At 39.2% G+C, this 12,551-nt stretch carries 12 protein-coding genes; all 12 read left to right on the plus strand.

All coding sequences use genetic code 11. The features are described 5' to 3' along the window. Nucleotides 1–72: 72 nt before the first annotated feature. The 12 genes from H5181_RS14990 (at nucleotide 73) to feoB (ending at nucleotide 12,498) form a co-directional block, all read left to right on the plus strand. The gene (locus H5181_RS14990; RefSeq protein WP_182751422.1) at nucleotides 73–1,032 is read left to right on the plus strand and encodes a class I SAM-dependent methyltransferase; all 960 of its coding nucleotides are present in this window, start codon (nucleotides 73–75) and stop codon (nucleotides 1,030–1,032) included. 384 nt (nucleotides 1,033–1,416) lie between these two features. Beyond that, entirely contained in the window at nucleotides 1,417–2,199 is a 783-nt protein-coding gene (locus tag H5181_RS14995) for a DUF3450 domain-containing protein (protein WP_011638076.1), read from the plus strand. Further along, nucleotides 2,199–3,554, plus strand: coding sequence for a MotA/TolQ/ExbB proton channel family protein (locus tag H5181_RS15000; protein WP_011638075.1), 1,356 nt, complete (start codon nucleotides 2,199–2,201; stop codon nucleotides 3,552–3,554). Before H5181_RS14995 ends, H5181_RS15000 begins: the two co-directional genes overlap by 1 nt. Then, the gene (locus tag H5181_RS15005; RefSeq protein WP_011638074.1) at nucleotides 3,554–4,081 is read left to right on the plus strand and encodes a MotA/TolQ/ExbB proton channel family protein; all 528 of its coding nucleotides are present in this window, start codon (nucleotides 3,554–3,556) and stop codon (nucleotides 4,079–4,081) included. Before H5181_RS15000 ends, H5181_RS15005 begins: the two co-directional genes overlap by 1 nt. 13 nt (nucleotides 4,082–4,094) lie before the next feature. After that, nucleotides 4,095–4,499 carry a biopolymer transporter ExbD gene (locus tag H5181_RS15010; protein ID WP_011638073.1) on the plus strand — a complete coding sequence of 135 codons (405 nt, stop codon included), beginning with the start codon at nucleotides 4,095–4,097 and terminating at the stop codon, nucleotides 4,497–4,499. A 1-nt stretch (nucleotide 4,500) separates the two neighbouring features. Continuing rightward, a complete protein-coding gene (locus H5181_RS15015) occupies nucleotides 4,501–5,121 on the plus strand; it encodes an energy transducer TonB (protein WP_011638072.1) in 621 nt (206 codons plus the stop codon). Then, entirely contained in the window at nucleotides 5,121–6,368 is a 1,248-nt protein-coding gene (locus H5181_RS15020; RefSeq protein ID WP_011638071.1) for a tetratricopeptide repeat protein, read from the plus strand. The genes H5181_RS15015 and H5181_RS15020 overlap by 1 nt, the downstream gene beginning before the upstream one ends. Nucleotides 6,369–6,945: 577 nt before the next feature. Further along, the gene (locus H5181_RS15025) at nucleotides 6,946–8,775 is read left to right on the plus strand and encodes a DUF885 family protein (protein WP_182751423.1); all 1,830 of its coding nucleotides are present in this window, start codon (nucleotides 6,946–6,948) and stop codon (nucleotides 8,773–8,775) included. A 93-nt stretch (nucleotides 8,776–8,868) separates the two neighbouring features. After that, nucleotides 8,869–9,147, plus strand: a complete 279-nt coding sequence (locus H5181_RS15030; RefSeq protein WP_011638069.1) for a peptidylprolyl isomerase — start codon at nucleotides 8,869–8,871, stop codon at nucleotides 9,145–9,147. A 69-nt stretch (nucleotides 9,148–9,216) separates the two neighbouring features. Next, the gene (locus H5181_RS15035) at nucleotides 9,217–9,753 is read left to right on the plus strand and encodes a GNAT family N-acetyltransferase (protein ID WP_182751424.1); all 537 of its coding nucleotides are present in this window, start codon (nucleotides 9,217–9,219) and stop codon (nucleotides 9,751–9,753) included. Between the two features lie 200 nt (nucleotides 9,754–9,953). Next, nucleotides 9,954–10,193, plus strand: coding sequence for a FeoA family protein (locus H5181_RS15040; RefSeq protein WP_011638067.1), 240 nt, complete (start codon nucleotides 9,954–9,956; stop codon nucleotides 10,191–10,193). Then, a complete protein-coding gene (gene feoB / locus H5181_RS15045; protein ID WP_182751425.1) occupies nucleotides 10,186–12,498 on the plus strand; it encodes a Fe(2+) transporter permease subunit FeoB in 2,313 nt (770 codons plus the stop codon). Before H5181_RS15040 ends, feoB begins: the two co-directional genes overlap by 8 nt. The last annotated feature ends 53 nt before the right edge of the window (nucleotides 12,499–12,551 follow it).

A 12,551-nucleotide genomic window follows, 5' to 3' on the forward strand; every position in this document is an offset into this window, starting at 1 on the left:
AGAAAGGCTCCTTCGGGAGCCTTTTTACTTGGTGTATTATAACAATATGATGTGATTAATTGAGGAGTTTACATGAATAGTCACTGGAGTGAATATTGGCAGCAAGGACACACTACGTCATTCGGTGAAGCATTATCAGGTAATTATGAAGGTGTATTGAAAAATGTATGGGAACCGGTGTTCGATGGGCTTACAGAAAATTTTTTGGTCGTCGATGTTGGCACGGGTAATGGCTCGTTACCGCTGTTATTACGTGATGGGTTATCAAAAGTTGATCTCACGGGTAAGGTTATCGGTGTTGATTTAGCTGAGGTTACTTTAGCCAACTCAGTAAGTAACAATAATCAAAATATAGACATAGCTTTAATGTCTAACACTCGCTGCGAACAGCTTCCTTTTGAATCTAACTCTGTTGATCTTTATATATCTCAATTTGGTTTTGAGTATTCAAATATTGAGCAGTCACTCGAAGAAGCGACTAGAGTATTAAAGGATGATGGTCAGTTTGTCATTGTTTGTCATCATAATCGTTCAATGATCCTTAATCGAAATAGAAGAATTTTGACGTTAATTGATAAAGATGAAGTCAATTTATTAATTAATTGTTTAGGTAAAATGGCAAATGCCATGGGCAATGTCAGCAATCAAGAAGATGTTGAGCGAATTAAGAAAGACCTTCAATGTGAACAGATTAGAGCGGAAATTAATGACTTGATTAAATTGTTAGTCATGTTTGATGAGGCTGCAGCCCAAGATTGTGATTTAATGCGTTTCGTTGCTCAATTTTTTAAAGCTGGATTATTTTGGCCTGTTACAAAAAAGTTAGAATTTATTGAATTTATTACAATACAAATGGATACGTTAAAACTACGATTAACAGAGTTGGTTAATGCTGCATTTGATGAAACTAAATTGGCAACATTTATAGCTAAATTCCACCAAAACAATATGATTTTAAATGAACTCAAAGTATTAAAAAATGAACAAAATGAAGTCTTAGGTTGGTATTTACATGGTTCAAAATTTATTTAGTAATGATGAATAAGCTAAATAGAGAGTATTATAGGATTGACATCTTTTTATAACACATTGAATAAAAGGAATTATTTTTTTTAGCTTAGCATTAAATTATGATACATTTATGTTGAAGACGTTTATTTATTAACCTTTCGACAACATTAACGCCTCTAACAGCTCTTTCCACAAGTTTTTAAACTTTGCAAATGTTGACATAGGTCAACATTTTGTGAAATGATGCCAACGGGTCTACGCTTTAATAGGCGTAGAAAAGGGAAGAAAAACTAACAATCACAAGAAAAAGACGTGCTTAGTTGAAGTAACATTGATTAACAATTTTAGATCATGGTTATTTTGCAAAGTTGAACTTTTTAATTCACTTCAAATTGGTTGGGAACTATGTCCAAGGTAAGCAATAGAACAAAAATCGCTACTGCACTTGTTGGCGCTCTGGCTTTAGCTGGCAGCAACTTCGTTGTTGCAGATCCTCTAGCTGACGTTCAAAAAGCCGATAGCAGCCTTAATGCTGCTTCTGCTGCGTCGCAACAGAAAGTCGACAAATATTTTGACCAAGCACAAGACATGCTTTTTGAGTATGGCAGCGTTGCTGATGAACGTGAATCATTGAAGTCATACAATGATTACGTTGCAGGCTTGGTAGCTGATCAACAAAATTCACTTGATTTAATTCAAACTGATATCAACGGCGTAGATAAACTTCGCCAGGGTGTTGTGCCATTAATGTTTAAAATGGTTGACGCTTTAGAGCAGTTTGTAAATTTAGATTTACCATTTAACATTGAAACTCGTCAGAATCGTGTTAAAAATTTAAAAGACATTCTTGATACTGCAGAAGTTACATTGGCAGAAAAATACCGTCTAATTCTTGATGCTTATAGCATTGAACGTGAGTATGGTAGCTTTGTATCGGTTCATACTGGTAAGTTGAATTTAGATGGTAAAGAAGTACTCGTTGATTTCTTCAATTTAGGCCGAGTTGCTCTTTATGCACAAAGCTTGGATCAGAAAATTGCATGGATGTACGATGCAGATGCGAAGTCTTGGAATAAGTTAGACGATAGCTACCTACGTGATATTACTAAAGGTATCCGCATTGCTCGTAAGCAAGGCGCTCTAGACCTATTCGCATTACCAATCCCTGCTGCGGAGACTGCACAATAATGAAGAAGTTAATTACATCAGTGCTAGTGGCTGCAACTTTCTCTTTAACAGCTGGTATGGTTTCTGCTGCAGATGCACCAAAAACTATTGGTCAACTGTTACAACAAGTTAAAGCCGATCGAGCTAACGAAGGTAAGACAAACGCTAAGCGTGAAAGAGAGTTTCAAGCGGAACGTGGCGATAAAGCTGAATTACTTAAGCGTGAAAAAAATGCCTTGTCTGCTGAAAAGCAACGCGGTAAAGATTTGAACCAAGCATTCTTGGATAACGAGCGTAAAATTGCTCAGTTAGAGGAAGATCTAAAAACTGCTCAAGGTGACTTGGGTGAAATGTTTGGTGTTGTTAAAGGTGAAGCCGGTGATTTCGCTGGTAAGTTAGCTGCGTCTAACATCAGTGCTCAGTTTCCTGGTCGTGATACCTTTATTGCTGAATTGGGTGCACGTAAATCACTGCCTAAAATTGAAGAGTTAGAACAATTTTGGGAAGCACAGTTATTTGAAATGGTTGAGTCAGGTAAAGTTGTTAAATTCGATGGTGATGTTACTGCTATCGACGGCAACGTAGTAAATACTGCAATTCACCGTGTAGGTCCTTTCAACTTAACTGCTGAAGGTAAATATGTTGTTTACAAACCTGAACTTGGTTTAATTCAACAGTTATCACAGCAACCAGAAGGTTATCAGGTTAGCGCAGTTGGCTCGTGGGAAAATACTACTTCAGGTGTTGCTCCTTTCTATATAGATCCAGCTCGTGGCGTGCTACTAAACATCTTTACTAACAAAGCTAGTTTAGAAGATCGTTTAGAAGCCGGTGGAACAATTGGTTACATCATTCTTGCCTTGTTAGCTTTAGGTGCATTAATTGCTATTGAGCGTTTAGTGACTCTAACTATTATTGGCGCTAAAGTTAATAGCCAACGTAAAAACATCGAAAATCCTGGTAACAACGCTTTAGGTCGTATCCTAAAAGTATACCAGTCAAATAAAGATGTTGATGTTGAAACACTTGAGCTAAAACTTGATGAAGCAATCTTAAAAGAAACGCCTGCTTTAGAAGCTCGTATTTCAATCATCAAAGTTATCGCTGCTATTGCTCCTATGATGGGTCTATTGGGTACAGTTACCGGTATGATCGCAACCTTCCAATCTATTCAATTATTCGGTACTGGTGACCCTAAATTGATGGCTGGTGGTATTTCTATGGCGCTTATTACTACCGTTCAAGGTCTAATTGCTGCATTGCCTCTAATGTTATTACATGCAATTGTAGTTGCTCGTAGCAAGTCTATTGTTCAAGTTCTTGAAGAACAAAGTGCCGGTATCATTGCAGAACATGCTGAGAAGAGGGCTGACTAATGATGCTAATCCTGATGGACGTATGGGATTCCGTCAGGGGCTTCATGGCCTCCGGAGGCGATGTCCTCTGGCTGGTTGCAGCAGTGCTATTTCTAATGTGGGTGTTAATGCTTGAACGTTATTGGTATCTAAATTGGATATCACCAAAACAACATCAAGCCGTTATTGCCTCATGGGAAGCAAGAGAAGAAACAACTTCTTGGCATGCTCACCGTATCCGTGAAGCTTGGGTATCCCAAGCGAAGCAAGATTTGAATGCACGTATGCTGTTAATCAAAACCTTAGTAGCCATTTGTCCAATGATTGGTCTATTAGGTACTGTAACCGGTATGATTTCAGTATTCGATGTGATGGCAGTTCAGGGGACGAGTAATGCTCGTTTAATGGCCGCTGGTATCTCAATGGCCACAATGCCGACAATGGCAGGAATGGTTGCAGCTCTATCGGGTGTTTTCTTTAGCACACGTTTAGACTCAAAAATGAGAATCAGTTTAGAAAAGCTAAAAGACAGCATGCCTCACCACTAGAGAGAGATTGAACATGGCACGTAAGAAGCATTCCACTATGGAAGAGGAAGCGCAAATTGATATGACCCCGATGCTAGACATCGTGTTTATCATGCTGATCTTCTTTATTGTAACAACATCGTTTGTTAAGCCATCAGGCTTAGACTACAACAAGCCTAAAGCGTCACAGGCTACGTCTAAACCTTCGGCGAACATCTTTATTGGTATCAGCAAAACTGGTGTCATTATGATGGAAAACCGTCAGGTTGATATCGAACGTGTAACTGCAAACGTAGAACGTATGTTGGCGGAAGCACCTGAAGCAGCTGTACTGATCCAAGCAGACAAAGACGCTTTACATGGTTTAGTCGTAAAAGTGCTTGATAACGTTAAAGCTGCAGGTATCGATAAAATTTCAGTATCAGCGGGGAATGAGTAATATGCTAAGAGCACTCGTATCAATAATCATTGGTGCTGCAGTGACTTTTGGGCTGTTTGCTTTCATGGCTTTCCTGGTCGGCGGCGGCGCACAACGCAACGGCGAATCAGCGGAATCCCCTGTTATTGAAATTACGATGGATAAACAGGATTCGAAGGCACAGAAAAAACCAAGGGTTACACCTAAGCCACCTCCACCACCGGAGCAGCCACCGAAGCCGGATACTACTCCGCCTGATTCATCATCTAATATTGACACTAATATGGCGTTCAATATGGGTGGGATCGAATCTGGTGGACCAAGTACAGGTTTCAAGCTTGGTAACATGATGACTCGTGATGGTGATGCTACTCCTATTGTTCGTATTGAGCCTCAGTATCCAATTGCTGCAGCTCGTGATGGTAAAGAGGGTTGGGTTCAACTTACCTTTACAATTAACGAACTAGGTGGTGTTGATGACGTTTCTGTTATCAAAGCTGAACCTAAGCGTTTATTCGATCGTGAAGCGATTCGCGCATTGAAAAAATGGAAATACAAGCCGAAAATTGTCGATGGCAAGCCATTAAGACAAAGTGGTATGACAGTACAACTTGACTTCACACTAGAGAAGGGAGGTAGATAATGCGTAAAGTTACTAGTATCGCTACAGCGTTATTACTTTCCGTCTGTGGAAGTGCATTATTGTCTAACACTGTAGTTGCTGCGGAAAAGTGTGAGATTGACAAGCGTCAATCTCGTGCCGTTGGCGAAAGCGCTGCAAAAAAAGTACAAAAATCTTTTGGAGCATATACTGAAGGAAATTTAGACCAAGCAATTGCAATATTGCTTGAGGCTAATGCTAAAAACGACTTCGACAAAGCGTATGTCGATCGTATGTTAGGTAACTTCTATGCCGAAAAAGGTCAGATGAAGACAGCAATCAAATATTTGAAGACTGCTGTTGATGCTGACATTCTTGGTGGTACAGATCATGCTGCAACAATGCGTTTGTATGCTGATTTGTTACTACAAGAGAAAAAGTTTAAAGAAGCGATTCCATATTATTACAAGTGGATGGATTTTACCTGTAAGGCAGATGCTCAAATGTATCGTCGAATTGGTATTGCCTACACTGAGTTAAAAGATTGGAATAAAGTACTACAAGTCGCTGACAAAGGTTTATCTTTAGCTGAATCGCCTGATAAAGGTCTGTATCAGATGAAGTTAACCGCTTACTTTAACCAGAAAAAGTACAAAGAAGCCGTAAAAGTATTAGAAACTATGGTGCCTTTGTTCCAAGACGACAAACGTCTCTGGGTTCAGTTAGCTCAGTTTTACTTGATGACTGAAGACTATGATAAATCACTTGCAACATATGATTTAGCATATAAAAATGGCTTTTTAGAGACTGACAGTAATATTACTCGTTTGTCTCAATTGTTAGCGCAAAAAGGTTCGCCTTACAAAGCTGCTACCATTTTTGAAAAGCACATGAAGTCTGGTTTAGTTGCAGAAAACGAGAAGAGTTTAACTACACTCGCTGGTTTTTATCATAATGCTAAAGAGCTAAAAGAAGCTGCTTACTTTTACGGTAAAGCAGCTGCCATTAGCAATAAGGGTGAATTGTATTTAAAACAAGGTCGTATTCTTGCTTTAGAACAAAAATACAATGATGCTATTCCTGTGCTTAAAAAAGCACTTGATGCAGGTATTGATAACCCGGGTGAAGCTCAATTTGAGCTAGCTTTAGCATACTTGAGCCTTAAAAAGTACAAGTCTGCTTATAACCGAGCTGTTCTTGCTGCTAATGATAAAAAGACTGAACGTAGTGCTAAGAGCTATATTTCTTACATCAAAGAAAAAGCTCGTATTCACAACGTAACGCTTTAACTTAAGCTTGATTTAAAAAGCCCCTTTTTAGGGGCTTTTTTATTTGCACAAGAAAACTACTAATACATTTTTTTCTTTATCTATGTTAAATATTTTGTCTTATTAATGGCTTCGATTTCGTGAATTAAACGTATTGACTGATGTTCTAAATCAATAAATTGTTAGATAGTGTGTATTTGTTAAAGTTTAGTTTCATGAACCGCAATGCAAAGATACAATAAGTAAAATGATTATGTTTGCTTTGTCATGTGGCACATTGTAATGATATCGCATATTAGCAAATCAGCTATCCAGAACGAGCTAACTCGATTTAAGTGTCCCTTATACACTTAAGTCGACATAGGCGGGCTGTATGAGTGAGAGCTTATGTTGTGCAATCGAATTTACGTCAGGTATAGATAAGCATTGATTGGATAGTGAGGTAACTCCACTTCTAATTAGCATACAATTACTTGGTAATGGACCCTAATAGCATGGTCCTCATAAGAGTAATAACAGAATCATATTTGATAGTTACACTGAGATAAATCGACACGCTAATAAGGCGTGAGTGAAATTGTGTTAAGGAATAATAAAAATGAATAAAACATTGCTAGCATTGACAGTGTCCTTATTATTGGCCGCTCAAGGTTGTTCTGAAGCCACTACTGTCTCATCTGCGCCTGAAACCACCGCCGAATCTAGTGCTGCCGTGATGCCTCAGTCTGCATCAGAGCAGTATTTGGCAATGGTCGATAATTTTTTTAATGATCAATTAAAGCTTGAGCCGATTTACGCCACCTTTGTGGGAGTCAATGACTATAACGACCAATTCGGTGGTGCATTAACTGAGGAGTATTTAAAGGCTCGTCATGATTTAAATAGCCATTATTTTAGTCAAGCTAAAACAATTGATGTTGATAAACTTCCTGCATCACTTAAACTCAGTTACGACATGTTTATTTATGATCGTAACATGGAGCTTATTGGAGAAACTTATCCTGAGTACTTTTTACCTATTAATCAATTTTATAGCACAGTATTCACAATGGTCCAGTTGGGTAGTGGAGAAAGTGCTCAACCATTTAAGACGGTTGAAGATTATCAAAATTGGTTAAGTCGCTTACGTGGGTTTATTCACTGGACTAAACTTGCACAGCAACGTATGGATGAAGGTATTGCAAGTAAAGTTGTATTACCACGAGTGCTTGTCGAGCGGATTATTCCTCAGTTGGATGCCCAACTTGTTACTGATGCACAGAGCAGTTTTTTTTATTCCCCAATTAATTTACTGCCTGAAAGTTTTACAGCTGAACAAAAAGCACAATTAACCAAAGAATACTCTCAACTTATTGATTCTGAGCTATTACCGGCATTGACTCAGTTACGTGACTATGTAAAAAATGTGTATTTACCCAGTTCACGAGCTTCTGATGGTTGGTGGGGACTGCCAAATGGTAAAGATTGGTATCAACACTTAGCTAATAGCCACACAACAACAACGTTATCAGTGGATGAAATACATCAAATTGGTTTGTCTGAGGTTGCACGTATTTTATCCGAGATGGACAAGGTGAGAGAGCAAGTTGGTTTTAAAGGTGATTTAACCGCATTTTTTGCCTCCTTATCTTCAGAACCACAGTACTTTTTTACTGACAAACAAGATTTGATTGATGGTTATATGGCAATTAAAGATCATATAAATCAAGTATTACCTCAGTATTTTAATGTAATGCCTAAAGCGGATTACATTGTTAAGCCCGTAGAGAGTTTTCGTGAGAAATCTGCCGCTGGTGCATCGTATGAATCACCTGCTGTGGACGGTTCACGCCCAGGTGTATTTTATATCAATACTTACAACTTAAAAGCACAACCTAAATGGGGAATGACAACCCTATCATTGCACGAAGCCGCTCCTGGTCATCATTTTCAGATTGCGATTAAACAAGAGTTAACTGACGTCCCACAGTTTCAGCGCTTCCAGGGTTACACTGCGTTTGAAGAAGGTTGGGCGTTGTATGCAGAGTATTTAGGCATTGAGATGGGCGTATTTAATGATCCATATCAGTACTTTGGTAAGTTATCAGATGAAATGTTAAGAGCGATGCGGTTAGTCGTTGACACTGGACTTCATGCGAAAGGCTGGAGTCGCGAACAAGCTATTCAATACATGAAAGATAATTCTCCAATGGCGGAGTCCGATATTGTTGCAGAAGTAGAGCGTTACATGGCTATACCTGGTCAAGCGCTATCTTATAAAGTTGGCCAGTTAACTATTTTGCGCTTACGTGCAGATGCAGAGAAAGCTTTGGGTGATAAATTTGACTTAAAGGGTTTTCATGATCAGTTGCTCACGTCAGGGTCGTTACCAATGGCGGTGATGGAAAATAAAATCGCTGATTGGATAAAAGCTGAATTAGCAAAATAAATACCGTAAAAGGAACGATGACTTAAGTATGTCATCGTTCTGTCGTTATGTTAGTGTTACATTTTTATTTTATTATATTTTAGGAGCCAAATTATGGTACAAGCAACTGCTAGACACTTACTCGTAAGCACTCAAGAACAATGTGAATCACTCAAGCAACAAATCGAAGCTGGTGCTGATTTCGCTGACGTAGCCAAGGCAAATTCTTCTTGTCCGTCTGGTGCACAAGGTGGTGAACTAGGTTCTTTTGGACCAGGAATGATGGTTAAAGAATTTGACGATGTGGTATTTAGTGCACCATTAAATGTTGTTCAAGGGCCAGTAAAAACACAATTTGGTTTTCATTTACTTGAAGTGACTAGTCGCGGCTAGTCAATATTGAGTGAGTGACATAAAAATGGCAGCTTAGGCTGCCATTTTTATGTATTAAAAAGAGGGTATATGGATATAAATCTTTATAGTGATCGGCTTAAATTACGAAATTTACTGAGCAGGGATTGGGATTTTTTTCTTCGCTTACATCTTGATAAAGATGTTAATCAATATATTCGAAGTGTTGAACCTGAATCAGATATAGTCGCTAAATTTGAGCAGCGTAAAGCTGTATGGCTTTTTGAGTCAGGAGATTGGTTAACGCTTGTTATTGAGCGAATTGATAATAGTCAGGCCGTGGGACTTATTGGTTTTAGATGTGATGATGCACAGCTAAGGCGGGCTGAAGTAGGTTATTTAATTGCGCCAGAACAGCAAGGATTAGGGTTTGCCAGTGAAAGCTTGCTCGCGGTAACCGATTGGGGGGCACTACAATTCAGTATGCATAAATACATTGGTATTTGCGCTCATGAAAATACTGCTTCGCGAAAAGTATTAGAGAAGGTGGGCTTTGTTCTGGAAGGGACACTAAAACAGAATAACTGTGTTGATGGTAAATGGTCCGATGATTGTTATATGGGGTTGTTGACCGCCCAGAGAACATAATCATTATTGAGCCAATTTTACTTCAAAATAAAAATAAAATCTTAGTTGCACTATATTCTAACGGGCATTTGTCACATAATACGTAATACAACTGAAAACTATTCTCGTTAACAAGTGAAACTTTGATCTAGATTTGAGTTTAACTTGTTTAGTTCCGATAAAATTTTTAACGTTATTAATGTTGTTGAAGGTAGTGTTACATGAAGCTGAGTGAACTTAAGCCAGGTGATCAGGCGATTATCTCTGAAATCGGTCAATTAACGTTACCGCAAACTGTTAAACGTAAATTGTTATCCATGGGCATTACACCCAACACCCGTTTTCATTTTATACGACGAGCTCCTATGGGGTCAGGTGTTGAATTAGATTTACGTGGAAGTAAATTATGTATGCGTTGTGATTTAGCCGATATCATCGAGGTAGTGCTCAAAAATGACTAAACAATTTCACTGTGTCACCGTGGGTAATCCCAATGCAGGTAAATCGACTCTTTTTAATGCACTTACTGGTGCTAGCCAGCAGGTTGGCAATTGGTCGGGTGTTACCGTCGAAAAGAAAACCGGTAAGCTAAATTATTCAGGGACTGATATTTTTCTCACCGATCTCCCTGGCATCTACGATCTACTCCCTGCAGGTAATAGCTGCGATTGTTCATTGGACGAGCAGATTGCTCAGGCTTATCTTTCTAATCAACAAGTGGATGCAATCATCAACCTAGTTGATGCCACAAATGTCGAACGTCATCTATATTTAACCACCCAATTACGTGAGTTAGGTATTCCGATTATTGTTGTTATTAACAAAATCGATGCTGCTAAAAAACTTGGGATCAACATTAATGTTGACGACATGTCAGCACGTTTAGGTTGTCCTGTTGTTGCTATTTGTTCACGAAGTAAAGCCGATGTAGAACAACTACAGGCAGAGTTAATGTCACTATTGGAAAAAGGTGACTCAACAAAATCTTTAATGCTCCAGTATCATAACGATATTGAAGCCAGTGTAACCGCATTACAGATGCAAAATGATAGCCAAGGTCTCACGGCGTTAAGCCGTGGGCAAGCGCTTGCTATTTTAGCAAATAGCCATGGAAATGGCTGTGGTACGAGTGAAGTACAATTACATGACACGGTAAAGCAATGTACTTTACGAGTCGAACAAGCAGGCGAAGACATCGATATTATGATCGCCACAACCCGTTACGATTTTGTACAGCAGGTGTTTGAAGCATCAGTAAATCAAGGGAAACATATCAGCGCCACAGATAGGCTTGATAAAGTAGTGTTACACCCGGTATTGGGTATCCCTATTTTCTTATTTGTTATGTACCTAATGTTTTTATTCAGTATTAACGTGGGTAATTCTTTTATCGATTTCTTCGATATTACTGCAGGGGCTATTTTTGTTGACCATTTTGGTGTCTTACTGTCGTCAATGGGATCGCCTGATTGGCTTGTGACTATTTTAGCTGGCGGTGTAGGGCAAGGTATCCAAACAGTCGCGACGTTTATTCCTGTTGTTGCTGCATTATTTCTTGCTCTTTCAGTACTTGAAGCATCTGGATATATGGCTCGGGCAGCGTTTGTTGTCGACGGCTTGATGCGTCGTATTGGCTTGCCAGGTAAAGCTTTTGTGCCGATGATTGTTGGCTTTGGCTGTTCGGTTCCTGCCATCATGGCTACCAGAACATTAGGCAGCGAGCGTGAACGCATCGTTACTGGAATGATGGCGCCTTTCATGTCTTGTAGTGCTCGACTGCCTGTTTATGCGTTATTTGCAGCGGCATTTTTCCCTCAATCAGGCCAAAACTTGGTGTTTTTACTGTATATTATTGGTATTTTTGCCGCGATTGGCACCGGTTTGTTACTGCGTAAAACAGTATTACCAGGAACAAGCAGTGCCGTTGTTATGGAATTGCCAAGCTACGAAATGCCTAAAAGCAAAGCAGTATTTTCACGTACAACAAAACGAACTAAAAGCTTTATTATGGGCGCTGGTAAAACCATCATTATTGTGGTGACACTGCTTAACTTTGTTAATGCAATTGGCACAGATGGATCTTTTGGCCATGAAGACAGTAAAGAGTCTTTGCTCAGTGTTGCTAGCCAACAAATCACACCGCTGTTTTCTCCTATGGGAATAGAACAAGACAATTGGGCTGCAACTGTTGGTATTATTACCGGTATTTTTGCTAAAGAAGCCGTAGTCGGTACATTAAACAGTTTATATAGCACCTCAGCAGGTGATGATGAAGAGTTATTGTCTATTTGGGACAGTGTTAAAGTCGGCTTAGCGACAATTCCAACAAACTTATTAGGTATTGAACCTGGTGACCCATTATCAATTGCGATTGCAGGTATCACAGATTTAGATGAAGCAGCAATGGAGTTATCTGTTGATACATCTACCTTCAGTGCGCTTCAAACAGGCTTTAAAAGCCAGATAGCCGCATTCTCATACTTGTTGTTCATCTTGCTTTATACACCTTGTGTAGCAGCGATGGGGGCCTTGGTTCATGAATTTGGTGCGAAGTGGGCCCGTTTTGCTGCAATTTGGACATTTTCATTAGCTTATGGTTCAGCAACAGTGGTTTACCAAGGGGCCACATTTAATCAGCATCCGGTACAGTCTGCTAGTTGGATCAGTTTCTTTGTCATGGCTTTGGTTGTGTTTTATTTCTGGTTAAATAAGAAAGGTCGCAAAGCACAACAAATTATTCCTGGAATACGAATTGTCACGGAATAGTTAACTGAAATATGTTTGAATTAAACAATAAACCCAGCTTTGCTGGGTTTATT

The sequence above is a fragment of the Shewanella sp. SG44-2 genome (assembly GCF_014164215.1).
GTDB classification, from domain to species: Bacteria; Pseudomonadota; Gammaproteobacteria; order Enterobacterales; family Shewanellaceae; genus Shewanella; species Shewanella frigidimarina.

Bases quoted from the DNA above. Each gene is read 5' to 3' on its own strand.
- H5181_RS15015 (WP_011638072.1), top strand. From the start codon at position 4,501: ATGCTAAGAGCACTCGTATCAATAATCATTGGTGCTGCAGTGACTTTT.
- H5181_RS15040 (WP_011638067.1), top strand. From the start codon at position 9,954: ATGAAGCTGAGTGAACTTAAGCCAGGTGATCAGGCGATTATCTCTGAA.
- H5181_RS15025 (WP_182751423.1), top strand. From the start codon at position 6,946: ATGAATAAAACATTGCTAGCATTGACAGTGTCCTTATTATTGGCCGCT.
- H5181_RS15010 (WP_011638073.1), top strand. From the start codon at position 4,095: ATGGCACGTAAGAAGCATTCCACTATGGAAGAGGAAGCGCAAATTGAT.
- H5181_RS15000 (WP_011638075.1), top strand. From the start codon at position 2,199: ATGAAGAAGTTAATTACATCAGTGCTAGTGGCTGCAACTTTCTCTTTA.
- feoB (WP_182751425.1), top strand. From the start codon at position 10,186: ATGACTAAACAATTTCACTGTGTCACCGTGGGTAATCCCAATGCAGGT.
- H5181_RS15020 (WP_011638071.1), top strand. From the start codon at position 5,121: ATGCGTAAAGTTACTAGTATCGCTACAGCGTTATTACTTTCCGTCTGT.
- H5181_RS15030 (WP_011638069.1), top strand. From the start codon at position 8,869: ATGGTACAAGCAACTGCTAGACACTTACTCGTAAGCACTCAAGAACAA.
- H5181_RS15005 (WP_011638074.1), top strand. From the start codon at position 3,554: ATGATGCTAATCCTGATGGACGTATGGGATTCCGTCAGGGGCTTCATG.
- H5181_RS14990 (WP_182751422.1), top strand. From the start codon at position 73: ATGAATAGTCACTGGAGTGAATATTGGCAGCAAGGACACACTACGTCA.
- H5181_RS15035 (WP_182751424.1), top strand. From the start codon at position 9,217: ATGGATATAAATCTTTATAGTGATCGGCTTAAATTACGAAATTTACTG.
- H5181_RS14995 (WP_011638076.1), top strand. From the start codon at position 1,417: ATGTCCAAGGTAAGCAATAGAACAAAAATCGCTACTGCACTTGTTGGC.